This is a genomic window from Pseudomonas sp. B23(2017) (assembly GCF_002113725.1).
Classification (GTDB): Bacteria; Pseudomonadota; Gammaproteobacteria; order Pseudomonadales; family Pseudomonadaceae; genus Aquipseudomonas; species Aquipseudomonas putida_Z.
Genome location: NZ_NEJM01000003.1, coordinates 42,867 through 66,681, shown reverse-complemented (window position 1 = coordinate 66,681; position 23,815 = coordinate 42,867). Strand labels below are relative to the sequence as shown.

Annotated in this window: 24 protein-coding genes; 5 read left to right on the top strand and 19 right to left on the bottom strand. The window is 64.2% G+C overall.

Annotation, left to right across the window (positions count from 1 at the left end):
• Positions 1-324 precede the first annotated feature (324 nt).
• The gene (locus CAG46_RS06040; RefSeq protein WP_023660944.1) at positions 325-945 is read left to right on the top strand and encodes a response regulator transcription factor; all 621 of its coding nucleotides are present in this window, start codon (positions 325-327) and stop codon (positions 943-945) included.
• A gap of 43 nt (positions 946-988) precedes the next feature.
• On the opposite strand, the gene CAG46_RS28875 is transcribed toward CAG46_RS06040, so the two are convergent.
• The 7 genes from CAG46_RS28875 to metG form a co-directional block, all read right to left on the bottom strand.
• Entirely contained in the window at positions 989-1,165 is a 177-nt protein-coding gene (locus CAG46_RS28875) for a PA3496 family putative envelope integrity protein (protein WP_003258006.1), read from the bottom strand.
• 104 nt (positions 1,166-1,269) lie between these two features.
• Positions 1,270-1,908 carry an endonuclease III gene (gene nth / locus CAG46_RS06035; protein WP_025340388.1) on the bottom strand — a complete coding sequence of 213 codons (639 nt, stop codon included), beginning with the start codon at positions 1,906-1,908 and terminating at the stop codon, positions 1,270-1,272.
• A gap of 4 nt (positions 1,909-1,912) precedes the next feature.
• Positions 1,913-2,437 (bottom strand): NADH:quinone oxidoreductase, encoded by a 525-nt coding sequence (locus CAG46_RS06030; protein WP_085614205.1) that lies wholly within the window; start codon positions 2,435-2,437, stop codon positions 1,913-1,915.
• Entirely contained in the window at positions 2,430-3,032 is a 603-nt protein-coding gene (locus CAG46_RS06025) for an RnfABCDGE type electron transport complex subunit G (RefSeq protein ID WP_085614204.1), read from the bottom strand. The genes CAG46_RS06030 and CAG46_RS06025 overlap by 8 nt, the downstream gene beginning before the upstream one ends.
• A complete protein-coding gene (locus tag CAG46_RS06020) occupies positions 3,029-4,003 on the bottom strand; it encodes an RnfABCDGE type electron transport complex subunit D (protein WP_085614203.1) in 975 nt (324 codons plus the stop codon). Before CAG46_RS06020 ends, CAG46_RS06025 begins: the two co-directional genes overlap by 4 nt.
• Positions 4,000-4,548, bottom strand: a complete 549-nt coding sequence (locus CAG46_RS06015) for an Rnf-Nqr domain containing protein (RefSeq protein WP_085614202.1) — start codon at positions 4,546-4,548, stop codon at positions 4,000-4,002. Before CAG46_RS06015 ends, CAG46_RS06020 begins: the two co-directional genes overlap by 4 nt.
• A gap of 165 nt (positions 4,549-4,713) precedes the next feature.
• Entirely contained in the window at positions 4,714-6,753 is a 2,040-nt protein-coding gene (gene metG / locus CAG46_RS06010; RefSeq protein ID WP_085614201.1) for a methionine--tRNA ligase, read from the bottom strand.
• A gap of 158 nt (positions 6,754-6,911) precedes the next feature.
• On the opposite strand from metG, the gene apbC reads away from it, so the two are divergent.
• Positions 6,912-8,006, top strand: coding sequence for an iron-sulfur cluster carrier protein ApbC (apbC, locus tag CAG46_RS06005; protein WP_016713757.1), 1,095 nt, complete (start codon positions 6,912-6,914; stop codon positions 8,004-8,006).
• Positions 8,007-8,190: 184 nt separating this feature from the next.
• Here the strand turns inward: apbC and CAG46_RS06000 are convergent, their stop codons facing one another.
• Positions 8,191-8,400: a cold-shock protein gene (locus tag CAG46_RS06000; protein WP_003254922.1), complete on the bottom strand. Its 210-nt coding sequence runs from the start codon at positions 8,398-8,400 to the stop codon at positions 8,191-8,193.
• Positions 8,401-8,728: 328 nt separating this feature from the next.
• Here CAG46_RS06000 and dcd point away from each other — a divergent pair, with 328 nt between their 5' ends.
• Positions 8,729-9,295, top strand: coding sequence for a dCTP deaminase (gene dcd, locus CAG46_RS05995; RefSeq protein ID WP_003258001.1), 567 nt, complete (start codon positions 8,729-8,731; stop codon positions 9,293-9,295).
• 93 nt (positions 9,296-9,388) lie between these two features.
• A complete protein-coding gene (locus tag CAG46_RS05990) occupies positions 9,389-9,616 on the top strand; it encodes a hypothetical protein (RefSeq protein ID WP_046614742.1) in 228 nt (75 codons plus the stop codon).
• 10 nt (positions 9,617-9,626) lie between these two features.
• Here the strand turns inward: CAG46_RS05990 and pdeM are convergent, their stop codons facing one another.
• The 8 genes from pdeM to CAG46_RS05950 all read right to left on the bottom strand — a co-directional run bounded on the left by pdeM (position 9,627) and on the right by CAG46_RS05950 (position 21,238).
• Entirely contained in the window at positions 9,627-10,280 is a 654-nt protein-coding gene (gene pdeM / locus CAG46_RS05985) for a ligase-associated DNA damage response endonuclease PdeM (protein WP_085614200.1), read from the bottom strand.
• A complete protein-coding gene (locus CAG46_RS05980) occupies positions 10,277-12,730 on the bottom strand; it encodes a ligase-associated DNA damage response DEXH box helicase (RefSeq protein WP_085614199.1) in 2,454 nt (817 codons plus the stop codon). Before CAG46_RS05980 ends, pdeM begins: the two co-directional genes overlap by 4 nt.
• Before the next feature lie 67 nt (positions 12,731-12,797).
• Positions 12,798-13,913, bottom strand: coding sequence for a succinylglutamate desuccinylase/aspartoacylase family protein (locus CAG46_RS05975; protein WP_085590209.1), 1,116 nt, complete (start codon positions 13,911-13,913; stop codon positions 12,798-12,800).
• 223 nt (positions 13,914-14,136) lie between these two features.
• Positions 14,137-15,795 carry an ATP-dependent DNA ligase gene (locus tag CAG46_RS05970; protein WP_085614198.1) on the bottom strand — a complete coding sequence of 553 codons (1,659 nt, stop codon included), beginning with the start codon at positions 15,793-15,795 and terminating at the stop codon, positions 14,137-14,139.
• A complete protein-coding gene (locus CAG46_RS05965; protein ID WP_085614197.1) occupies positions 15,792-16,808 on the bottom strand; it encodes a ligase-associated DNA damage response exonuclease in 1,017 nt (338 codons plus the stop codon). The genes CAG46_RS05970 and CAG46_RS05965 overlap by 4 nt, the downstream gene beginning before the upstream one ends.
• Positions 16,809-16,906: 98 nt before the next feature.
• A complete protein-coding gene (locus CAG46_RS05960; RefSeq protein WP_085614196.1) occupies positions 16,907-17,248 on the bottom strand; it encodes a hypothetical protein in 342 nt (113 codons plus the stop codon).
• A 104-nt stretch (positions 17,249-17,352) separates the two neighbouring features.
• Positions 17,353-19,794, bottom strand: a complete 2,442-nt coding sequence (locus CAG46_RS05955) for a penicillin acylase family protein (RefSeq protein ID WP_085614195.1) — start codon at positions 19,792-19,794, stop codon at positions 17,353-17,355.
• Between the two features lie 103 nt (positions 19,795-19,897).
• Positions 19,898-21,238 (bottom strand): PLP-dependent aminotransferase family protein, encoded by a 1,341-nt coding sequence (locus CAG46_RS05950; protein ID WP_085614194.1) that lies wholly within the window; start codon positions 21,236-21,238, stop codon positions 19,898-19,900.
• 155 nt (positions 21,239-21,393) lie between these two features.
• Here CAG46_RS05950 and CAG46_RS05945 point away from each other — a divergent pair, with 155 nt between their 5' ends.
• Positions 21,394-22,590, top strand: coding sequence for an MFS transporter (locus CAG46_RS05945; protein ID WP_085614193.1), 1,197 nt, complete (start codon positions 21,394-21,396; stop codon positions 22,588-22,590).
• Positions 22,591-22,644: 54 nt separating this feature from the next.
• Here the strand turns inward: CAG46_RS05945 and CAG46_RS05940 are convergent, their stop codons facing one another.
• Genes CAG46_RS05940 through CAG46_RS05930 form a run of 3 tightly spaced genes read right to left on the bottom strand, consistent with a single transcriptional unit; the run spans position 22,645 to position 23,814 of the window.
• Positions 22,645-22,842, bottom strand: a complete 198-nt coding sequence (locus CAG46_RS05940; protein ID WP_003258907.1) for an SEC-C metal-binding domain-containing protein — start codon at positions 22,840-22,842, stop codon at positions 22,645-22,647.
• Positions 22,843-22,849: 7 nt separating this feature from the next.
• On the bottom strand, positions 22,850-23,335 hold the full coding sequence (locus CAG46_RS05935; RefSeq protein ID WP_013973937.1) for an LEA type 2 family protein: 486 nt from the start codon (positions 23,333-23,335) through the stop codon (positions 22,850-22,852).
• Between the two features lie 2 nt (positions 23,336-23,337).
• On the bottom strand, positions 23,338-23,814 hold the full coding sequence (locus CAG46_RS05930) for a YchJ family protein (protein ID WP_085614192.1): 477 nt from the start codon (positions 23,812-23,814) through the stop codon (positions 23,338-23,340).
• Position 23,815: the final 1 nt, after the last annotated feature.

The window sequence follows — 23,815 nt, the reverse complement described above, 5'->3', positions numbered from 1 at the left end:
CGATGCTCAACTAAAGACTGGATTGTTTCCCGGGTGAGAATAATCGCTTGAAATCCTGATGACGGTGTTTGTTCAGCGCATTTGAGCTGAATATTTCCTGAGGTGTCGGCCGGTTTCCAACTGGTGCACTTTTACCGGCCGGTGATACCGTTCATTCGGTAACAGGGAATTTGATTGTTACAAGTGCATCAGTTGAGTGTAGGAAATTTCTGTAAGTGTTGTAGGTTCTATCTGTTCATATATTTCGCCGGTAAATCACCGCGCCAGTAAGCGTTCTGTAGGTTATCTTGGCGGGCCAAAGCAAAAGCAATGAATGGATATCGCATGAATAAAGTGCTTATCGTGGATGATCATCCGGTCATACGCCTGGCCGTACGCATGCTGATGGAGCGGCATGGGTATGACGTCGTGGCGGAAACCGACAACGGGGTGGCTGCGCTGCAACTCACACGGCAACACTTGCCGGATATCGTGGTGCTCGATATCGGTATCCCCAAGCTGGATGGCCTGGAGGTGATCGGTCGCATGACAACTTTCAGCCCGGGCAGCAAGGTGCTGGTGCTGACATCGCAGGCCCCCGGCAACTTCTCGATGCGCTGCATGCAGGCGGGGGCGGCGGGGTATGTATGCAAGCAGCAGGAACTCACCGAGTTGCTGAGCGCCATCAAGGCCGTGCTGTCGGGCTACAGCTACTTCCCCAACCAGGCCTTGCATGTGTCACGTGGCAGGGGCGGAAGCGAGACGGATATGGTCAACCGCCTCTCGGCGCGCGAGATGACCGTGTTGCAACAGCTGGCGCGAGGGCGTTCCAACAAGGAGATTGCCGACAGCATGTTCCTCAGCAACAAGACGGTCAGTACCTACAAGTCGCGCCTGTTGCTCAAGCTCAATGCGCGCTCGCTGGTCGACCTGATCGAGCTGGCGCAGCGGCAAGGGTTGAACTGACCGCCAAGGCCGTAAAGCCTCCAGTCAGGAGGCTTTGCCAGGGTTACAGATCGTAGTCGAAGTCGGCCAGCTGCTTCTGCAGGCGCCTTTCTTCCAGCATGTTGTCGATGGTGCGGCGCTTGCTCAGGTTGGTCTTTGCGGTTTCTACCTGGGGTTCCGCTTCGTCATCCGCGGCAACAAAATCATCTTCGATCGACAGGTCGTCTTTATCGCTACTCATGAGTCGCTCCAAGCCAAGGGGCCATTGGCCGTCCTTATAACCAGAAAGCAGACGCTGGTAAAAAAGATTTTTTCAATCGCCGCAGCTGGTTTCCAGCTATCGACTCAATCGTCGGAGGTCTTGTGCTTGTACTCGCACAAATCTTCGATCCGGCAACTGCCGCAGCGCGGCTTGCGTGCCTGGCACACATAGCGCCCGTGCAGGATCAGCCAGTGGTGGGCGTCGAGCAGGTAATCCTTTGGCACGAACTTGATCAGCTTTTTCTCCACTTCCAGCACCGTCTTGCCTGGCGCAATGCCCGTGCGGTTGCTGACCCGGAAGATATGGGTATCCACCGCCATGGTTGGCTGGCGGAACGCCGTGTTGAGCACTACGTTGGCGGTCTTGCGGCCCACGCCGGGCAGCGCCTCCAGGGCTTCGCGGGTTTGCGGTACCTGGCTGCCATGGCGTTCGATCAGCAGTCGGCAGGCTTCGATGACGTTCTTGGCCTTGCTGTTGTACAAGCCAATGGTCTTGATGTACTCGCTCAGGCCTTCGACGCCCAGCGCATAGATGGCCTCGGGGGTGTTGGCGACCGGGAACAGGCGTGCGGTGGCCTTGTTGACGCCGACATCGGTGGACTGCGCAGACAGTGTCACGGCGACCAGCAGTTCGAACGGGGTGGTGTAGGCCAGTTCGGTCTTCGGGTCGGGGTTGTCTTCGTGCAGCCTGCGAAAGATCTCCAGGCGTTTGGCGGCATTCATGAAATCAGAGCTTTCCTTGACGACGTGGTTGGGCGGGGCCCGGACGCAGGCGATTGTACAAGGCCAACAGCAGTCCGAGCAGTAGCAAGGCGCCCGGGGCAAGGCTGACCAGGTGCAGGCCGGTACCGTCGGCCAACCATTGGCGGCTGGCGCCGAGCAGCAGGCATGTGGCAAGCAGCGCACAAAGGTGGCCAGCGAGCAGGCGCCAGCGCCCTTGATCGGGCAGCAGGTGGTCAGTGGCCAGGCATTGCAGGCACAGCAGTGCTGGGTAGTGGCCGAGGGCAAGTGCCACTGGCAGCAGCCAGGCACGCAGCGCCAGTTGCAGGCAACTGGCCAGGGCCGCCAACAGCAGCAGGCTGGCCAGCACATAGGTCCAGGTGGCAAGCCGCTGGCGCAGGGGGGCCAGCAACAGCTGGTGAAGGCTGCTCATCAGCACCGCACACACGCCGATGGTGGCGCCTTCGCTCAGTGTTCGGGTGGCGCCCAACAGGGGCACCAGGCTTGCGCCGAGCAGGTAGAACCTATTCATGAGAGCCGCCCTCCAGCAATACGCTGCGCTGCTCATCGAAGTAGCTCAGCGCCTCTTGCAGCGCGCCGATCACCGCCCGTGAGGTCACGGTTGCGCCAGCCAACTGGTCAAAGTCGCCCTGGTCGCGTTTCAGCGCCCAGCGATCGCCCAACTGGCGGTTGGCAAATTGCCCAAGCCAGTTCAGCTGCGGATCACCCAGGCGTGCACCCAGCCCGGGGCTTTCCTGTTGCTCGACCACCTGGCTGCCGATCAGCCGGCCGTCCGGGGTGATGGCCACGCTCAGCACGATCTGCCCGGCATAGCCCTGGGCCTGAGTGACCAGGATGATGGCGGCCGGCTTGCCCGCCAGCGTCGCCCGGTAAGCTGCCAGGATACGGCTGTTTGGCCGCTGTGCGGCGGGCCTGGGCAGCGGGCTGTCCAGGGGCTGGTTGTCGTAACTGCCTTCTGGCAGCACTGCCAGCCGCTGACGGCTATTCAGTTGTTTCTCGGCGTCGGCGATGGCCGCGCTGGTCCAGTGTCGCCAGGCCAGGGTGGCCGACAGTGCCAGTACCCCGGTCAGTAGCAACAGGCCCACATCACGTACCAGGCGCTTCATCGTGCAACCTGCTGGCGCTGCAAAGCCAGGCGTTCGAGGCTCGGCGCCATGAGGTTCATCAGCAGGATGGCGAACGCCGTACCGTCCGGGTAGCTGCCCCAGGTGCGGATCAGGTAGATCAGCAGGCCCGCCCCCAGACCGAACCCCAGCTTCGCCCACTCCTGCCGCGGACCGGACACCGGTTCGGTGGCAATGAAGAACGCCGCCATCATGGTCGAGCCGGAGAACAGGTGCAGCAGGGGGGAGCCGTTGGAGTCCGAACCCGGGCCATTCCAGCCCAGCAGGCTGAACAGGAACAACCCTGCCAGCAGGCCAACCGGCGCATGCCAGCTGATCACCTTGCGTTGCAGCAAAAACAGGCCGCCCAGCAGGAACGCCAGGTTGACCCATTCGCTGCCCTGCCCACCGATGCTGCCGAAGCCCGGGTGGCTGGCGAACAGTTCATCGATGGTCAGGCTGCGGTTGTGGCGCAGGCCGTCGAGCAGTGTCGGCCGGGCCCAGGCATCGATCTGCTCGCCGCCGGCGAACACCAGCTGCAGGCTGTCGAGCAGGCCTGGTGTCGGCCCCGGCCAATGGTTCATCTGCAACGGGAAGCTCAGCAGCACGAAGGCGTAGCCGACCATGGCCGGGTTGAACAGATTGCGCCCGACCCCGCCAAAGGCCTGCTTGCCGATGCCGATGGCAACGCTGGCTGCGACCACAGGCAACCACCAGGGTGCCAGGGTGGGCAGGGCGGCGGCCAGCAGCACGGCGGTCACCAGCGCGCTGCCGTCGTTCAGCGCCGTGCGCAGCGGTTGTGCTCGCAAGGTAAGCAACAGCGCCTCGCACAGCAGCGCGGCGCTGGCGCACAGCAACAGGTTCAGTAGCAAACTCCAGCCGTGCAGCCAGAACAGCGCCAACAGGCCAGGTACGCAGGCCAGCAACACCAGGCCCATGCTGGTGCGTAGCCGCGGGTCGGGCTTGGCGGTCATTGGGCGAACAGCCCGTTGAAGCCGGAAAACGCCATGGCCATTACCCCGGCCCCAAGCAGTTCGATGGGCAGGCCGCGCATTGCCCCCGGGACGTCGGCATGAGCGCTGCGCTGGCGCAGGTCGGCGAACAGCACCAACGCCAGCCAGAAGCCGCCGCCGGCCAGCAGGCCTTGCAGCAAGGTAGCGAGCCATGTGCTGTCGTCGCTTGACTGTTGCAGGGCCAACCCCAGTACTACCGCGTTGCTCAACAGCAGCGCGGGCAGTTGCGTCACCGGCCAGCTCGGGCGCCACCTTGTCAGCAGCCATGGCACGCCCCAGGCGAGCACGGCCAGCCAGGGCAGCAACAGGAACAGGGCAAGGTCCTGGGCCTGCAGCGGGGCAAGCACCCCGCGCACCAGTAGTTGTGCGCCGATCACGCCCAAGGCAATGCACAGTGCGCAGGCGAGGCCGTGCACATGGAGGTGCAGCCTTGGGAGTGGCTGTTGTTGCAGGCACAGGTGATTGACCAGCGCAGCGCTGATCAGGACCAGGATGTAGTCGCTCATGAGATGACGATAGCCGGGAATCGGGGCGATTGTCCGGGTTTGGCATCAAGGTGCCGGAGTCATTGTGGGAACGGGCGTGCGCGCGAACACCGGCAGCGCCGGTGCCATGCACCGCGTAGTCCGTTTCGCGGGCACGCCCGCTCCCACAAGGTCCAGCAGGTTTTGTTACTTGATGCGCTGGCCCGGCTTGGCACCGCTGTCCGGGCTCAGCAGGTAGATCTCTTCACCGCCAGGCCCGGCCGCCATGACCATGCCTTCGGACACGCCAAAGCGCATCTTGCGTGGCTTGAGGTTGGCCACCATCATGGTCAGGCGGCCTTCCAGCTGGGACGGGTCGGGGTAGGCCGACTTGATGCCGGAGAACACGTTGCGGCGCTCGTCACCGATGTCCAGGGTCAGTTGCAGCAGCTTGTCGGCACCCGGCACGGCCTCGGCCTTGACGATCAGTGCCACGCGCAGGTCGACGGCTGCGAAGGTGTCGAACTCGATTTCCGCCGACAGCGGGTCCTTGGCCAGCTCGCCGTTGCCGGCCGGGGTCTTGGCTTCGGCGGCCAGCAGGTCTTCCTTGCTGGCGGCGACCATGGCTTCGACCTTGGCCGGTTCGATACGGCTCATCAGCGCCTTGAACGGGTTCAGCTGGTGGTTTTCCAGGCGCGACAGGTGGTCGTTCCAGGTCAGCGGTGCCACGTTGAGGAAGGCCTCGGCGTCGGCGGCCAGCACTGGCAGAACAGGCTTGAGGAAGATCACCAGTTGGCGGAACAGGTTGATGCCCTGGGCGCAGATGGCCTGCACTTCATCCTGCTTGCCTTCCTGTTTGGCCAGCGACCATGGGGCCTTGTCGGCGATCCAGGCGTTGGCGCGGTCGGCCAGTGCCATGATTTCGCGCATGGCACGGCCGAAGTCGCGGCCTTCATAGGCGTCGGCGATCGACGGGGCGGCCGCCAGGAAGGCTTCGGTCAGCTCCGGTGCGGCATCGCCAGCCACCATCACGCCTTCGTTGCCCTTGTGAATGAAACCGGCGCAGCGGCTGGCGATGTTGACCACCTTGCCGACCAGGTCGGAGTTGACCTTCTGCACGAAGTCTTCCAGGTTCAGGTCCAGGTCATCGACACCACGGCCCAGTTTGGCCGCGTAGTAGTAACGCAGGTATTCCGGCTGCAGGTGGTCCAGGTAGGTGCGGGCCTTGATGAAGGTACCGCGCGACTTGGACATCTTGGCGCCGTTCACGGTCAGGTAGCCGTGCACGTTGACCGCGCTCGGCTTGCGGAAGCCGGCGCCTTCGAGCATGGCTGGCCAGAACAGGGCGTGGAAGTTGACGATGTCCTTGCCGATGAAGTGGTACAGCTCGGCCTTGGAGCCCTCGTTCCAGAACGCGTCGAAGTCCAGCTCCGGGCGGCGTGCGCAGAGGTTCTTGAAGCTGGCCATGTAGCCGATCGGTGCGTCCAGCCACACGTAGAAGTACTTGCCTGGCTCGCCCGGGATCTCGAAGCCGAAGTACGGCGCGTCGCGGGAGATGTCCCATTCCTGCAGGCCCGAGTCCAGCCATTCGGCCAGCTTGTTGGCTACCGCGTCCTGCAGCGTGCCGCTACGGGTCCACTGCTGCAGCATGGCCTGGAAGTCCGGCAGCTTGAAGAAGAAGTGCTGGGAATCACGCAGTACCGGGGTGGCGCCGGAGATCGCCGACTTAGGGTTCTTCAGCTCGGTGGGCGCGTAGGTGGCGCCGCATTTCTCGCAGTTGTCGCCGTACTGGTCTTCGGCCGCGCACTTGGGGCAGGTGCCCTTGATGAAGCGGTCGGCGAGGAACATGCCCTTTTCCGGGTCGAAGTACTGGGTCACCGAACGGGTGGCGATATGCCCGGCGTCACGCAGGCGCGCGTAGATCAGGCCCGACAGCTCGCGGTTCTCTTCGCTGTGGGTGGAGTGGAAGTTGTCGAAGTCCACCAGGAAGTCGGCGAAGTCGCTGCTGTGTTCGGCCTGGACGTTGGCGATCAGCTGTTCCGGGGTGATGCCTTCCTTCTCGGCGCGCAGCATGATGGCCGAACCGTGGGCGTCGTCGGCGCAGACGTAGATGCACTGGTTGCCGCGCAGCTTCTGGAAGCGGACCCACATGTCTGTCTGGATGTACTCGAGCATATGGCCAAGGTGGATCGATCCGTTGGCATAGGGCAAGGCGCTGGTGACGAGAATCTGACGTGGCTCGGACATGGTGGCTCGGCTACTTATCTGGCGACGGGGTAAAAATGAGGTTGATCGGCCACTATAAAGGGCTGGCGAAGATATTTCACCCCGCATGCGCATCTGCTGACGATTGACGGGTTAGGATAGGCGTCTGTTTTACATTCAGTTTGCCATTGGGAGTCTCCATGAGTGCCGTCACCCGTGCCGCCGTCGAAGGCGTGCTTCGCCAGTACACCGACCCCTACCTGAACCAGGACCCGGTCAGCGCCGGCTGCGTGCGCGCCATCGATATCCAGGGCGGGCAGGTCAGCGTGCAGTTGCAGCTGGGTTATGCCGCAGGGCTGTTCAAGAACGGCTGGGCCCAGGTGCTGCAGACCGCCATCGGCAACCTCGAGGGCGTCAGCAGTGCCCAGGTGTCGATCGACTGCGTGGTGGCCGCGCACAAGGCCCAGGCCCAGGTGCCGGCAATGGCCAACGTCAAGAACATCATCGCCGTGGCCTCGGGCAAGGGCGGTGTGGGCAAGTCGACCACCGCGGCCAACCTGGCGCTGGCGCTGGCCCGCGAGGGTGCGCGGGTGGGTATTCTCGATGCCGATATCTATGGCCCCAGCCAGGGCGTGATGTTCGGCATCGCCGAAGGCACCCGCCCGCAGATTCGCGAGCAGAAGTGGTTCGTGCCGATCAAGGCCCATGGCGTGGAAGTCATGTCCATGGCGTTCCTGACTGACGACAACACGCCGATGGTATGGCGTGGCCCGATGGTTTCCGGCGCGCTGCTGCAGCTGGTGACCCAGACCGCCTGGGACGACCTGGATTACCTGGTGATCGACATGCCGCCGGGCACCGGTGACATCCAGCTGACCCTGGCGCAGAAGGTACCGGTGGCCGGTTCGGTGATCGTCACCACCCCGCAGGACCTGGCCTTGCTGGATGCCAAGAAGGGCGTGGAGATGTTCCGCAAGGTCAACATCCCGGTGCTGGGCGTGGTGGAGAACATGGCCGTGCATATCTGCTCGAACTGCGGCCATGCCGAGCACCTGTTCGGCGAAGGCGGTGGCGAGAAGCTGGCGAGCCAGTATGGTGTCGACCTGCTGGCATCGTTGCCGCTGTCGATGCTGATCCGCGAGCAGGCCGATAGTGGCAAGCCGACGGCGATCGCCGAGCCGGAAAGCCAGATTGCCATGGTCTATCAGGAACTGGCCCGCCAGGTGGGCGCGCGGATCGTGCTGCAGGAAGCTGCTGCGCCGGCGATGCCTAGCATTACCATCAGCGAAGATTGACTGGCAGACCGAGTCGCCTGCTTCGCGGGTAAACCCGCTCCCACAGGTACAGCGCAGCCTTCAAGTACCGCGCTGTCCCTGTGGGAGCGGGTTTACCCGCGAAGAGGCCGACTCGGTCTTTCGGCCAGGCATAAAAAACCCGCCGGAAGGCGGGTTTTTTGAAAGCTAGGAAGCTTCGATCGACTTAGGCGATCTGAACTTCTTCAGCCTGCATGCCTTTCTGGCCGCGGGTAGCGACGAAAGTAACAGCCTGGCCTTCTTTCAGGGTTTTGAAGCCGTCAGCTTGGATGGCTTTGAAGTGCACGAACAGGTCGTCGCCCGACTGAGGGGTGATGAAGCCGTAGCCTTTCTCATCGTTGAACCACTTAACAACACCGGATTGACGGTTGGACATTTTTCTGTCTCCTTGGACAATTTGATAACGGTCAGGAAAAACCCTGGCCGGGACTGAGCGCAAAGAGAGCAGAAAATTCAGCGATGGGCCGATCAGGATCGTGCATCAAACTAGAGATTCTCGGTGTCACGTGCAGCACAGTGGCGCCACCTTACCCCACTTTCCGCAACCTGCCAATGGTCAGAAGGCGCTTTACGCAAATTCGGATCGACGGCGGCTGCAGCCCCCGCCCGGCGCGGGATGAGGCATGGAACTTTAACCTGGGCGCCGGGACCGGTAAGATGCGCGTCTCGATTTTTCACCTCGCAACTCTTCAGGACACCCCGCCATGAGCATCAAATCGGACAAGTGGATTCGCCGCATGGCGCAGGAACACGGCATGATCGAACCGTTCGTCGAGCGCCAGGTGCGCGGCGAACAGGACAGCCGGGTGATCTCCTTCGGCGTCTCCAGCTACGGCTACGACGTGCGCTGCGCCGACGAATTCAAGGTGTTCACCAACATCAACTCGGCCACCGTCGACCCGAAGAACTTCGATGCCGGCAGTTTCGTCGACATCAAGAGCGACGTATGCATCATCCCGCCGAACTCCTTCGCCCTGGCGCGCACCGTCGAGTATTTCCGCATTCCGCGTGATGTGCTGACCATCTGCCTGGGCAAGAGCACCTACGCCCGTTGCGGCATCATCGTCAACGTCACCCCGCTCGAGCCCGAGTGGGAAGGCCATGTGACACTGGAGTTCTCCAACACCACCACGCTGCCGGCGAAGATCTACGCCAACGAAGGTGTGGCCCAGATGCTGTTCCTGCAGTCCGACGAAGAATGCGAAGTGTCGTACAAGGACCGTGGCGGCAAGTACCAGGGCCAACGCGGCGTCACCCTGCCGCGTACCTGAGCCGACGAGCGCGGGGAATTCCCCGCGCCTTTGGCACTCCAACTGGATAACGTCGGTGCGCATGATGCGCAGCGGCCTTGTCAGGAGCAGCCAATGAAACTCCACCCCGCAATCAGTGCCAAGCTGGCAGTTCTGCAGCCCAATCACGTCGGGTTGCTGCCATGGTCACTGCTGGCACACCCGCTGCCCATGCAGGCGGGCGGCGTGCCCCACCAGCCTGACCCGGATACCCCGCAACCGCCGGAGCCCGGTGAAACACCACCCATGGAACCGGGCGAGCCAACCTTGCCTGATGAGCCCCCTCCGGCGCCTGTAGCCTGAGTTGACTCCGCTAGAGCGCCCAGACACGGTCTGCCCCTGCCAGGTACACCCGGCTGGCGCTCGTGGGCGCGATTTCCCAACCCCCGGTGAATTCACCGAACGCCGGCAACAGGCTGACCTGGCCATCGATCAGGAAGCAGGGCAGTCGCAGGCGTTGCCGAGCCTTGCCACGCAGTACAAATACCGGATGTACATGGCCTGCCAGTACCGGGTGGCTGGGGTGCGGTTCGGGTTCGTGCTGGAGCGCGAAGGGTTCAAGCAGCCAGGGTTCGTTCATGACTTCTATTTCGAGCGTCACGGGTGGATCACCGGCGTTGCGATCATGATTGCCGCGTATCAGCACGATTTTCAGGGCCTTGTGCCGTTCCCTCCATGTCTGCAGCCTGGTGAGCGTTGCCGGCGCCCGCGCTGTTCGGGCATGCAGGAAATCGCCAAGAACGATCAGTTGCTCGCAATCATGCGCGGCCAGCAATGCATCCAGGCGCTCGAGTGTCGCTTCGGTGGTGCCGCGTGGTACCGGTTGGTGCAGGGCGCGATAGCTTGCTGCCTTGCCGATGTGCACGTCGGCCACCAGCAGGGCACGACGGGCTGGCCAGTAGATGGCCTTGTCCGAAAGCAGCCAGAGCACCTGGCCATGGTGTTCGATGGATAGGAAGTTGGTCATTCCGTAGCGTCCGCCGCACTGTTCAGTTCCGCGACCATCCTGGCAATCCGGTCCGCCAGTTTCTCGGTGCTCAACGTTTCGCGCATGCCTTCCACCAGCAAGGCAAATGCCAACGGCCCGGGCCGCTCAAGCTGTCGCAGCTCCAGCCGTAACTGCCCCATTTTCAGCAATTGACGGTGCAGCCGCTCGATCTCCAGTTCCTCATTCAGCACTTCGTCCCGTGCCTGAGCCAGCAGCAAGTTGCCGGCGTCGTGCTTGCGAAAAACCTCATAGAACAAACCGCTGGAGGCCTGGATCTGCCTCAGGCTTTTCTGCGCCGCCGGATACCCGCCAAACACCAGCCCGGCAATCTGCGCGATCTCGCGAAAACGGCGCAATGCCATTTCTCCAGCATTGAGGCTGGCCAGCACATCCTCCAGCAGGTGTTCGGTAACCAGCGCCTGTGGCAGATGCGTTGCCCAGTCCACGTTGCCCGGGCTGAGCAGTTCGAACCCGTAGTCATTGACGGCAATCGAAACCGAAAGCGGCTGCACGCGGCTCACTCGCCAGGCAATCAGGTTGGCCAGGCCAAGGTTGGCCATGCGTCCGGCGAACGGGTACAGGAACAGGTGCCAACCTTGGCGCGACTTGAAGGTCTCGGCCAGCAGCGTGCCGGGGGTGGGCAGCGCCGACCATAGCGCCTGCAAGGTCAGCAGAGGGCGCACTGCACGCATCTCCGGGCCTTGGAAGCACCCTTGGGATGCTGCGCCAAGCTGCTCGACCAGTGCGTCGGCCAGTTCGCTGGAAAGCGGCATGCGGCCACCATTCCAGCGAGCGACCGCTGCCTTGCGCGCGGTGCTGCGGCGTACGTAGGCGGTCATGTTTTCCACGCGCACCAGTTCCAGCACTCGCCCGGCGAACAGCAAGGTATCGCCAGGGCGCAAACGGGCAATGAACGCCTCTTCGACGCTGCCCAGCGCCTTGCCTCCGCCGCCCTTGCTCCAGTACTTGAGCTGCAGGCTGGCGTCACTGACGATAGTACCGATACTCATGCGGTGGCGACGTGCCAGGCGTTCGCTGGCAACCCGGTAAGCACCGTCGGCCTGGCGCTCGACGCGCTGGTAGTCCGGGTAGGCGCTGAGTGAACTGCCGCCATGGCAGACGAAGTCCAGCGCCCATTGCCACTGGCTGTCGCGCAACTCGCGAAAGGCCCAGGTGCTGCGCACTTCGGCCAGTAACTGCTCCGGGTGAAAGCCACTGCCCAGGGCCATGCTGACCAGGTGTTGCACCAGCACGTCCATGCACAAGCGCGGCGAATGACGGGCCTCGATGTGCCCGGCTGCCAAGGCCTGCCTGGCGGCGGCCGCTTCCACCAGTTCCAGGCTGTGGGTGGGCACCAGAGTAACCCGGGAGCGCCGCCCCGGCGCGTGGCCGGAGCGCCCGGCCCGTTGCACGAGGCGGGCAATGCCCTTGGCGGAACCGATCTGCAGTACTCGCTCCACGGGCAGGAAGTCCACCCCCAGGTCCAGGCTGGAGGTGCAGACCACTGCCTTCAGGCTGCCTTGCTTGAGGCTGCGCTCGACCCAGTCACGGGTATCGCGGGCCAGCGAGGCATGGTGCAAGGCAATCAGGCCGGCCCAGTCGGGGCGTGCTTCGAGCAGGGCCTGGTACCAGAGTTCGGCCTGTGCCCGCGTGTTGGTGAATACCAGGCAACTGGTGCTGGCATCGATCTCCCGGCTTACCTGGTCGAGCATCTTCAAGCCCATGTGCCCTGCCCAGGGGAAGCGCTCGATGGCCGTTGGCAGCAGGGTATCGACCTGCAGCGGCTTGTCTTGTCGGCCTTGTACCAGCAAGCCGCCTTTTGGCAGCAATACGTCCAGCGCATGTTGAAGATTGCCGAGGGTGGCGGACAGGCCCCAGGTCGGCAGGCTCGGGTGCCAGTGGCGCAGGTGGGCCAGCGCCAGTTGCAGTTGTACCCCGCGCTTGTTGCCCAGCAGTTCGTGCCATTCGTCTACCACTACCAGGCGCAGCGTGGCGAAGTCTTCGCGGGCTTGTGCCCGGGTCAACAGCAGCGTAAGGCTTTCAGGGGTAGTGACCAGTACGCTGGGCAGGCGCCGTGCTTGCCGGGCACGTTCGGCGCTGCCGGTGTCGCCGCTGCGAACGCCCACGCTCCAGGGCAGGCCCAGGTCGTCCAGCGGCAACTGCAGCGCGCGGGCGGTGTCGGCGGCCAAGGCACGCATGGGGGTAACCCACACCACCTGCAGGGGTGCAGCATGACGCCCCTGGGCTTCGGCCTTGAAGGCCCGCAGCGCGGCGAGCCATACGGCGTAGGTCTTGCCGGCACCGGTACTGGCATGCAGCAAGCCGGATTCGCCCCGGTCCACGGCCGCCCATACACGGCGCTGGAAAGCGAAAGGCTTCCAGCCACGCTTGGCGAACCAGGCCTTGGCGAGGTCGGTGGCGGCGGGCATGGGGCATAGGGTCCTTCGGTGGCTGTGTTTCTACAGACAACCAGCCAGGTGCAATGGTTTTACCGGATCAGTTTGCCAGCAGGTAGCCGCTGCGGCATACCTGCTCGCCTGCGACGTGGGCGATGACCATGCCGGCGGTAGCCATGCGCCGTACGTTACGTGCATACAGCAGGCCGGGCTGGCTGTTGTGGATGGCAGTCACCCGGTCGCTGAGCGGGTCGATGACTTCAGCGATCAACTGGCCCGCTTCCAGGTGCTGGCCTGGCCGGGCGTGGTACACCAGCAGCCCGCCCAGTGGCGTTATCACCGGTTCGACGGCGGCCAGCGGCGTGGCCGGGCAGCGCAAGTCGGGCAGGGCCGGGCTTGCGCCTTCGATGACCCCCGCATGGGTCAGGAAATCGAGGATCGCCTGGCAGTCCTTGCTGGCCAGGTCGTGGCTGACATCGGCCTGGCCGCGCAGCTCGACGGTGACCGAGCAGCAGCCCAGCGGAATCGGGAACCGTTTGCCGAAGCGTTGCTGCAACTGCCACCACACCAGGCTGAAGCATTCATCGAACGACTGCCCGCCCGAATCGGTGGCCAGCAGGCTTGCCTGGGCACCCAGGTAGCGGGCCAGCGGTTCGATCTGCGGCCAGGCGTCTGGCGTGGTGTACAGGTGCTCGACCGCCTCGAAGTCGCAGTGCAGGTCCAGCACCATGTCGGCATCGCAGGCCAGGCGCTGCAGTATCAGGCGTTGGGCCTGCAGCGGTGTGCGCGCCGGGTGTGCGTCCAGCCCCCGGCGCAGGTATTCGCGGATCAGTGCGAGGTTGTGTGCCGGGTCTTCGGTCAGGTGTTCTTCGATCTGGTCGCCGATGCTGTCGGAAAGGTCGACGAAGTTACGGTTGAAGTTCTCGCCGCTTTGCAGTTCGAAACGCCCCAGCGGCGCGTCCAGCAGCACCTGTTCCAGGCCGACCGGGTTGGCCACCGGCACCAGGATGATCTCGCGCTGCAGGCGGCCTTGCTGTTCCAGTTCACCCAGGCGGCGCTTGAGGTGCCAGGCCACCAGCATGCCGGGCAGCTCGTCGGCATGCAGCGAGGCCTGGATATAGACTTTGCCGCCACCGCGAGGTCCGAAGTGGAAGCTGTGCAACTGGCGGGTAATGCCCGGAACGGGCGAGAGCAGGTCGTGAGTTGAATGGTGCATGGTGGTCCTGGGTGCGTGGCGAAAACGGTCTGCGACACGGGGCGGCACACAGATAGAAGCACAGTTTTTGGCCTTGCGCCTGCATCGGTGCCCTCCTGGCCACCGCGCTGGCTTCTTCGCGGGTAAACCCGCTCCCACAGGGATCGCGCAAAACCCAGCTTTTGTGCATGACCTGTGGGAGCGGGTTTACCCGCGAAGAAGCCAGCACGGTCCAGAAATTGTTTCAGGCCAGCAGCGCCTGCAATGTAGCCAGGTCATCCGCTTCCTCCACCGGCTTGTCCAGCCGCCAGCGCAGCATCCGCGGAAAGCGCACGGCAATGCCGCTCTTGTGCCTCCTGGACAGCGCGATGCCCTCGAAGCCAAGCTCGAACACCAGCGTCGGCGTCACGCTGCGCACCGGCCCGAAGGTTTCAACCGTGGTCTTGCGGATGATGGCGTCGACCTTGCGCATCTCTTCGTCACTGAGCCCTGAATAGGCCTTGGCAAAGGGGACCAGTGCCCGCCCCGGCGTACCGGCTGGCGCGTCCCACACGGCGAAGGTGTAGTCGCTGTACAAGCTGGCCCGCCGGCCGTGGCCGCGCTGGGCATAGATCAGCACGGCATCGACGCTGAACGGGTCGATCTTCCACTTCCACCAGGTGCCCATGTCCTTGGTGCGCCCCACGCCATACAAGGCCTCGCGCTGTTTCAGCATCAGCCCTTCCACCCCCAGGCTGCGGGACTGTTCGCGCTGGTAGGCAAGGTCGGCCCAGTCCCGGCCTTCGAGTAGAGGCGAGAGCAACACCGGGGCCAATGGGTGCTGCTCAAGCACGTGTTCCAGCTGTTGGCGGCGTGCATGCTGCGGCCGGCTGCGCCAGTCCTCGCCTCGCCATTCCAGCAGGTCATAGGCCTGCAGCACGACCGGCGCGTCGCTCAGCAGCTTCTTGCCCAAGGTCTTGCGACCCAGGCGCTGCTGCAACATGGCAAAGGGCTGTACAGCCAGTTCAGCCGCTGAGCCGCCGGGTTTCCACACCAGGATCTCGCCATCGAGCACGACACCGTCGGGTAGCGTCTGCGCCAGGCTGTGCAATTCGGGGAAGCGTTCGGTGACCAGTTCCTCACCGCGCGACCAGACCCACAGCTGGCCTTCGCGCTTGACCACCTGGGCGCGAATGCCGTCCCATTTCCATTCGATCTGCCATTCGCTCGGCGGCCCGAGCAGTGCATCGAGCTGTTCGGTTGGTACCTGCAGGGGGTGGGCCAGAAAAAACGGGTAGGGCTGGCCGCCACGCTGGCTATATTCATCGTCTGATTCCGGGGCTATCAGCCGTTGATAGCTGGCTGCCGTCGGGCGGTGGCTGATGTCGGTGTAGCCAACCAGGCGCTGGGCCACGCGTTTGGCATCCAGCCCGGCCAGTTGCGCGAGGGCGCGAGTGACCAACAGCTTCGATACCCCCACGCGAAAGCTGCCAGTGATGAGTTTCAGGCAGAGCATCAGGCTGGGGCGGTCCAACTGGGCCCAAAGAGGCGGCAGGCGTTGCTGGATCTCCTCGACCGGCAGGCCACGCAATGGCAACAGATGGGCTTCGACCCAGCGGGCGAGGCCGTCGTCGCCAGGGTGGTGGCTTTCCGGTACCAGCAGGGAAATGGTTTCGGCCAGGTCGCCAACGGCCTGGTAGCATTCCTCGAACAGCCAGTCAGGCAGCCCCGCCAATCTGCCGGCCAGCTCCCGCAGCACGCGTGTAGGCACCAGTTGGCGAGGGCGGCCACCTGCCAGGAAGTACACCGCCCAGGCGGCATCCCCAGCCGGGGCGGTGCTGAAGTAGTCGCGTAGCGCCGTGAGCTTTGCAGTGCTGGAGGTAGTCGCATCCAGCCTCAGGTACAGCTCGGCGAATGCTTTCATGCGTCTGGCTCCGCGGCTACCACGTCATCTTCCTCGCCGTACTCGGTCACGAAGGCGCGGGCATCGAGGCCTTGTTCGATGAGATAGCGCACCAGCACATTGACCGAGCCATGGGTGACCATCACGCGTTCTGCGCCAGTCTGGCCGATGGCCCAGAGCAACCCCGGCCAATCGGCATGGTCCGAGAGCACGAAACCTCGGTCTACCCCGCGCCGGCGGCGGGTGCCGCGCAACAGCATCCAGCCACTGGCAAAGGCATCGCTGTAGTCACCGAAACGGCGCATCCAGCTGCTGCCACCCGCCGAAGGCGGTGCCAGGACCAGTGCCTGGCGCAGCAGCGGGTCGTTGCGTGGGATATCGCCCACATAGCGGGTTTGCGGAAGGTAGACGCCAGCGTCCCGGTACACCCGGTTGAGTGGTTCGACAGCGCCATGCACGAGGACAGGACCAATGTTGGCGTCCAGCCCGTGGAGGATTCGCTGGGCCTTGCCGAAGGCATAGCAGAACAGCACGCTGGCTTTGCCCTGTTCGCTATTGGCGCGCCACCAGTTATTGATGCCGGTGAAGATCTCGCCCTGGCTGGGCCAACGGTAGATGGGCAGGCCGAAGGTCGATTCGGTGATGAACGTGTGGCAGCGCACCGGTTCGAACGGCGTGCAGGTGCCGTCGGGTTCCACTTTGTAGTCGCCGGAGGCGACCCAGACTTCGCCCTGGTACTCCAGACGCACTTGCGCCGAGCCCAGTACATGCCCGGCCGGGTGCAGGCTCAGGGTTACGCCATGGTGCAGCAGGCGTTCGCCGTACGGCAGGGTTTGCAGGTTGATGTCCTGGCCCAGGCGGCTGCGCAGGATGCCGGCGCCTGGGGCGGCGGTGAGGTAATTGCGGTTGCCGACGCGGGCATGGTCGCCGTGGCCGTGGGTGATGACGGCACGCTCCACTGGCCGCCAGGGGTCAATGTAGAAATCACCGGGCGGACAGTACAGGCCTTCGGGGCGGGCGATGACGAGGTCCATGGCTCAACGTCTGGAGTAGGGCTTGCTAGGTCAGAGTGTCGAGGCCCGCGACAAGTTCTATGTGTGAGGCAGCCCTCTCGAGGGCTGCCAGACCCGCGTCAGGAAATAGCGACCTTCCAGCCCGTTTTTCGGGCTTCTTCGATACTGATCTTGGCGACGCGGGCGATGTTCAGGCGTTTGCCGTCATGCATCAAATATGGCGAAGCACGGAAGTGATCCCAAGTGGTATCGACGCTGTTTGGCAGCAGGTCCTCGGTATCGTAAGTGATTTCCAGGGTGACGGGTGAAGTAACCGCAGGGGCGCAGGCATCTCCGTCGCTGATCATGCGGTAGTCGGCGATTGCGGTTCCCACCCAAAGTTGTGCATTGACGGTAGCGCCAGCTGGAACTTTGAGCGTATCAGGCCAGGAAATTTCAATTTTCAGGGTTTCTGTAGCCATGTTCTCATCCTCTTGATGGAAAGTGTGCCGCTCCTGTCCGGGAACAGTGCGGCACCGAGGATGCTAGGTAGCTGGGCGGCTGCCGGTAAGCAGGAAAGGCTCCACTAGCGCCCAGGCACCAACGTCAAACGCTGGTTGCCATACGCTCGCCCGAAGTTCTGCTGCTGCAGTGGCAGGCTCATGAAGCGCCCTTTGAACCAGGCATCCAGCCCGTCGCTGTAATGCGTGCTGGCCGGGTTGCCGGACTGCCCGCTGCTGGTCAGCACCTGCAACGGCTCGGCCTGGCCGAAGTCGACGATCATCCGCGCCGAGGCCGGCAGGCGGGTGTCGAAGTCGCTGCCCCAGGCGTAGGGCGTCAGGGCCAGGGTGGTGAAGTCGCCACCGGCAGCCAGCGGCGAGCGGCCAAGGGCGTCGCCCAGGCCATGGTAGGCCGGTGCAGGCCAGCGGTACTGGTGCAGCTTGCCCCACTGCCAGGCGCGGCGGTCGGCGCCCAGTTGCGCGGTGCCGGCATCCACCGCGCCAGCCAGGCTGCGGGCGAGAATGGCCGGCTTGTCTTCTGTCTGCGGCGTGCTGCGGTCATCCCAGAACGGGCTGTCGTCGCGGCCCAGCAGGTGGTCGGCCTGCGCCGAGAACGACAACCGCGCATTGCTGACGAAAGCCTGCCAGGCCGGGCCGGATTCCGGGCCCAGGTCGTCGAGGAAGGTTTGCCGGGCCACTTCCTGGAGGAACAGTTCGTACAGTGCGGCATCGGCCGATACCGGGCTCAGGCGCCCATCGAAGGCCTTGAGCCGGGCCAGCGCGTCGCTGGCCTTGTCGCGCTGTGCGGCGGGCAGGGCGTCGATCGCCTGCTTGAGCGGCTGGGCCATGCCCGGGGCGTCGAACATCTGCTTGAGCTTGTCGGCCAGCAGTGTGGTCTGGTCGTTCTGCAGGGCCATCAGGCTGCGGCTGTCGTGGCGGCCATTGCCGGCCAGCTGGGCCAGGCGCTCGGCGCGCTCGGGGTAGTACCAGGTGCTGGACAGCTGCATGCCATAGCCACGCGGCAGGCTGCGCTGGTTGGCGTGGCCGATCCAGCCGGCGGGCGGGTCCTGGTCGTAAGGGTGCAGCATCGGGTCGGCATAGCCGTCCCAGTCGTAGCGCCCGTCCCAGCCCGGCGAGGGCAGCAGGCCCTGGCCTTCGCGGCGGTTGGGGTAGCGGCCACTGACTTGCCAGCCGATGTGCTCGGGTTCGGCGAAGACGAAGTTGAGGGCGGCGGCGGTCACTTCACGGGTGCTGTCGAAGGCACGCTCCACGCTCTTGGCACGGGTCAGGTCGAACAGCGCATCCAGGCTGCGGTCGCCCTTGAACTGTGGCAGATTCAGCGCCAGGCCCAGGCTGGCATTGCCTGGCTGGGCCAGCAGGGTGCCGTGGCGGGTGTCGTACATCACCTCGCGCAGCGGGCGCTGGCCGCGGACGAAGAAGGTTTCGCTACGGGCGCGGGCCGGCAGCCATTTGCCGTCGGCCAGGTAGCTCAGCTGGCTGCCCTGGTGGCGCAGTTGCTCCAGGTACAGGTCCTGGTTGTCGGCCATGACCGCGCTGCTGCTCCAGGCCAGCTTGCCGTTGTAGCCGGCCAGCACGATTGGCAGGCCGGGCAACGACAGGCCGGCGACCTGGTACTTGCCGGTGTGGATCTGTACCGGGCTCAGGGCCCAGGCGGCTCGGCTGTCGCTGGCCAGCAGGCTCTTGCCGCTGCGGCTGCGCTGCGGCGCCAGGGCCAGGTTGGCCGAGCCCGGGCTGCCCAGAAGGTCGAGGTCGGCCAGCTTCTGGCTGGCAGCTGCCAGGGCCGGCAGCCCCGGCAACTGGCTGGCCAGGTTCAGGCCCTTGAGCTTGTCCACTTCGGCTTCGGCCAACGGCTCGTCCGGGGCACCGGGCAGCAGCCAGGCCAGCTTGTCGCTGCCGGCTTTCTGCGCCAGGGTCAGGGCGCTCAGTTCTTCCTGCAGGTTCACCGACTGGCTGAACGCATACAGGCTGAAGATCAGCGCCGAGTCCTCGGGCTTCCAGTATTCGGGGCGGTAGCCACTGCTGGCCAGGCCGGCGGGCAGCTTGTCGCGGTAGCGGAACAGGTAGGCGTTGACCCCGCGTGCATACACTTCGAAGAAGCGCTTGAGCCGTGGCGAGGCGTCGGCGTACTGCTGGGCGGCGCTCTGCTTGAGGTTGGCCGCGCGCATCAGGCGGTCGATGTCCAGCGCGTCGCTGCCGGCCAGTTCGGCCAGGCGGCCCTGGGCCAGCAGGCGCATGGCGACCATCTGCTCGATGCGGTCGCCGGCATGCACATAGCCCAGGCTGAACAGGGCGTCATGGAAGCTGCTGCTTTCGATCAGTGGTGCGCCCATTGCGTTGCGCCGTACCGAGACGTTCTGCGCCAGGCCCTTGAGCGGCTGCACGCCGCTGGTCGGTGGCACGCTGCCCTGGTAGCCGCCCGTCTGGCAGCCGGCCAGCCCGAGCATGCCGAGCAGCGTGGCAGCGGTTGCGAACCGCGGGCGGAATGGAGGAAAGGCGGAGGCGGCCATGACAAGGGCTCCTGCAAGGCGTGGCGGGTTTCGAAAGGCGCTAAGGTAGTGAGCGCGCAGGCGCCGTGCAAGGTCCCTGGGCGGTTTATTTGCCAGTGCCGACTCAAACCTTGAAATGTTCGGCCACGGCGTCGGAAAAGTGCGTGCAATTGATGCGAGCAAGGCGCTGATAGTCACGGCTGACGGCGAAGGCCGAGCCTGGCATCAATAGCACCTTGTGCTGTTCCAGGCGACGCATGAAAGGCTGCAGGTCGGCCAGTTCGGGGTGGTAGACCCACAGGAACATGCCGCCTTGGGGCGTTATGTCGAACTGCCAGCCACGCGCCCGCAACAACTGCTGGGTCTGCGCCTGCTGCCGGATCAGGCGCTGCTGCAGGTCTTGCATGTGCCGGGCATAGGTGCCGTCGGACAAGATGGTGTTGACGAAGCGTTCGCAAAACGCCGGCACCGCCACGCAGGTCAGCAGCTTCAGGCGCGTCAGCGGCTCTATCAGCTCTGCCGAGCAGGCGATGTAGCCCACGCGCAATGAAGCGGACAGGCATTTCGAGAAGCTGCCGATGTAGATGACCCGCTCAAGGTTGTCCAGTTCGGCAAAGGTCTGGCGCACACCCGGGCTGAAGTCGCCGTAGACATCGTCCTCGACCACGAAGAAGTCGTGTTCCACCGCCAGGCGCAGGACGCTGAAGGCATTGTGCGGGCTGATGTTGCCGCCGGTCGGGTTGTGGAAGGTGCTGTTGCAGAAGAACGCCTTGACCTTGTGCCTGGCCAGGTGCTCCTGCATGTCTTCCACGCTTGGTCCGTCCTGGGTTCGGCGCACCCCGACCACGTGGCCGCCGGCCAACTGGATCAGTTTGATCAGGTTGCCGTTGCCGGGCTCGTCGACGAACACGTGATCGCCTGGCTTGATCAACAACCGCGCCACCAGGTCCAGCGCTTGTGTGGCGCCCAGCGTAGTCAGCAACTGGCTTGGCCGGGCATCGACACGGGTCAGGCGTTTCAGGTGCACGCACAGCTGTTTGCGCATGGGCAGGTAGCCCTGGATGTCGCCATATTCCGCCAGCGAACTCTGCTCCAGCCGCGCCGTGCGCCGAATCGCCTTGGCCAGCAGCTCGGTGTCACGCCAGGCGGGTGGCAGCCAGCCGCTGCCCAGTTTGATGTAGTGCTGGCCCCCCTGCAGCAGCTTGAACAGCGGATCGCCGGCCATGCCTGCGGGCGCATCCACCGCACTGGTTTGCCGTGTGTGGCTGGCGACGAAGTAGCCGCGGCCGGGAATGGCGGTCAACACACCTTCGCTGACCAGCCGGGCATAGCTGGAGACGACATCGTGGTAGCTGCAGCCAGCCGCCGCCGTCAGCTTGCGGATGGACGGCATGCGCTGGCCGGGCAGCCATTCGCCGGCTTCGAGGCGCTGTTTCAACTGGTCATGAAGGCTGTGCGGGCGCATGGCGGGTCCAGCAGCTGTTAGAAAAAGCAGCCTAACAGTTAACCGGAAAGCGCGTCGACTGTTCGAATTTCAGGGCGTGGCAGATGCGACCATGCACCTGTCGGCATCTTTCCCAATACCGAAATCGACCCGTCCACCAACCGTGAGCACACGCTATGTCGAGCACACTTCCGCGGCGCACGTACCTGTATTTCACCGCGCAATCGATCAACCTGACGACTGCGGTCATGTCCGTGACCATGGCGGCCATTGTCGGGGCGGCGCTGGCGCCTGCCGCCACGTGGTCCACCGTGCCCTATGGTTTCCAGTTCCTCTGCCTGATGCTCGCCACCTATCCGGTCTCCAGGCTGATGAGCCGTATTGGCCGCAAGCGCGCCTTCATGCTGGGCTCGATCCCTTTGGCGGTGTCTGGCATCAGTGGTTACCTGGCTGTGCAGTACCAGCACTTCCCGACGCTGGTGATCAGCCATTCGGCGTTGGGCATCTACATTGCGTTTGCCAACTTCAATCGCTTCGCGGCCACCGACAATCTGGCTCAGAACCTGAAGCCCAAGGCGCTTTCCCTGGTCGTGGCCGGTGGGGTGATCGCTGCCGTGGTCGGGCCGGCGCTCACCGAGTGGCTGAGGGACGTTGGTGGGTATCCGCTGTTTTCGCTGTGCTACGCCGCTTTTGTCGGCTTGGCGGTGATGTCGTTGCTGACAGCGGCCTGCCTGCCCGGCGATACCGGCACCGCCAGTAACGACCGTGCAGCGAAACCGGCTGGCACCACCGCCGAGCCGCTGAGCCCGGTGGTTGCCGTGGCCATGGCAGTGGCCGCGCTGGGCTATGGGATCATGAATTTGCTGATGATCCAGGCGTCCATGCACATGAAACACATGCATGAGGACTTTTCCGACGTTCGCCTGGCGATTCAATGGCATGTGATTGCCATGTTTGCGCCGTCGTTCTTCACCGGCGCCATCATCCACAAACTCGGCATCAGGGCCACCATCTGTCTCGGCCTGGGCCTGCTGATCGGTTGCACTGCCATGAACATGTGGTCGCACAGCTACGCGATGATGACCTTGTCACTGATAGCCCTGGGCCTGGGTTGGAACCTGACCTACGTGGGCGGTGGGGCGCTGTTGGCGCAGACGCTGCAAAACAGCCCGGCAGCGATGCAGATGCAGGGGAAGAACGATCTGGCCATTGCTGTGTTCGCGACCATTGGCGCATTCAGCCCGTCGCTGTTGCTGGGCACGGTCGGTTGGGATGGCACCAATGCCATCTGCATGGCCCTGTGCATCGTGCTGCTCATGGCCACCGCAGGGGTGCTGCAGCGCAAGGTTTCAGGGCCTGCCAGGGCCAGCTAGGCCCCGGCTACCCACTGCGCGGCCCGCGGCAGGGACGCGCAAGCGCTGTTCAGGTCAGGCGCCGTGGCACTTCTTGAACTTTTTCTGGCTACCGCACGGGCACGGGTCGTTACGGCCAACGTCCTTCAGGGCGTTGCGTACCGGCTCCTGGTGGCCGTGGTTGCAGTGCGGGCCGTGTACATGGCCATGATCGTGGTGGTGATCATGATCGTGGTTGCAGTCAGGGCCATGAACGTGGGGTTGCTGGGACATTGCAGGGTTACTCCGGTTTGTAATCACCGGGGATTATCTCACCACTGCGCGACAAGTGCAGGTCCCGATGGATGAGCAACCCGGTCGCCAGCTCGCCCTGCAGGCTGTAGTGCAGCGGTTGTTCGCTTTTCAGCAGCTTGGCCAGTGGTTTCAGGTGCTGCCACAGGTTGGTCCGCGCGGTGATCTTGAAAGTACGCTGGGCATGCCCGCCGACACTACGCCACACGCTGGTTTCATCCTGCACCAGCAACAGGTCGTTGAGGCGTATGGCATACGACAGGTTGCGGATGAACAGGCGGCTGTCATTGGGGTTGTCGATTCGCAGATGCAGCACGAACTCCTGCTCCAGCAACCTGGCCTTGACCGTCTCCACCTCGACCAGGTGCACCTCGGGTTCGCGCCAGTCGTCACTGCCCCAGCTGGCGCAGCCCGCCAGCAGTGCCAGCCATGCCATCAGGGTGGCGAGCAGCAGCGGGCGGGTGCGGGCGATCATGTTCAGCTACCCACGTAACTGGCGCAGCATTTCTTGAACTTCTGGCCGCTGGCGCAGGGGCAGGGGTCGTTGCGCCCGGCATTGAGCCCGACCGTGGGGTCGATGAAGTACCAGCGCCCGGCATGCTGGACGAATGCCGAGCGCTCGCGGTGCTGATGGTCACCCTCCTGGTCGTGCCAGCGTGCAGTGAAGGTGACAAAACCGTGCTCCGGCTGGCCGCCCAGCACCTCTGCGCTTTCCACCTCCAGGCCCAGCCAGGTGCTCTGGGCGCTCCAGGCGGCCATGGCGGCACGGTCCAGGCCGGCTTGCTGGGCGGGCAGGGTGGTGGCCACCAGATAGTCGACCAGGCCCAGCACGTAAGCGCTGTAGCGTGAGCGCATCAGCGCCTGGGCATCCGGTGCCGGGGTGCCGGCATGGTAATGCCCGCAGCAGGCGTCGAGCAGGTTGCCACTGCCACAAGGGCAGACCGAGACACTCATC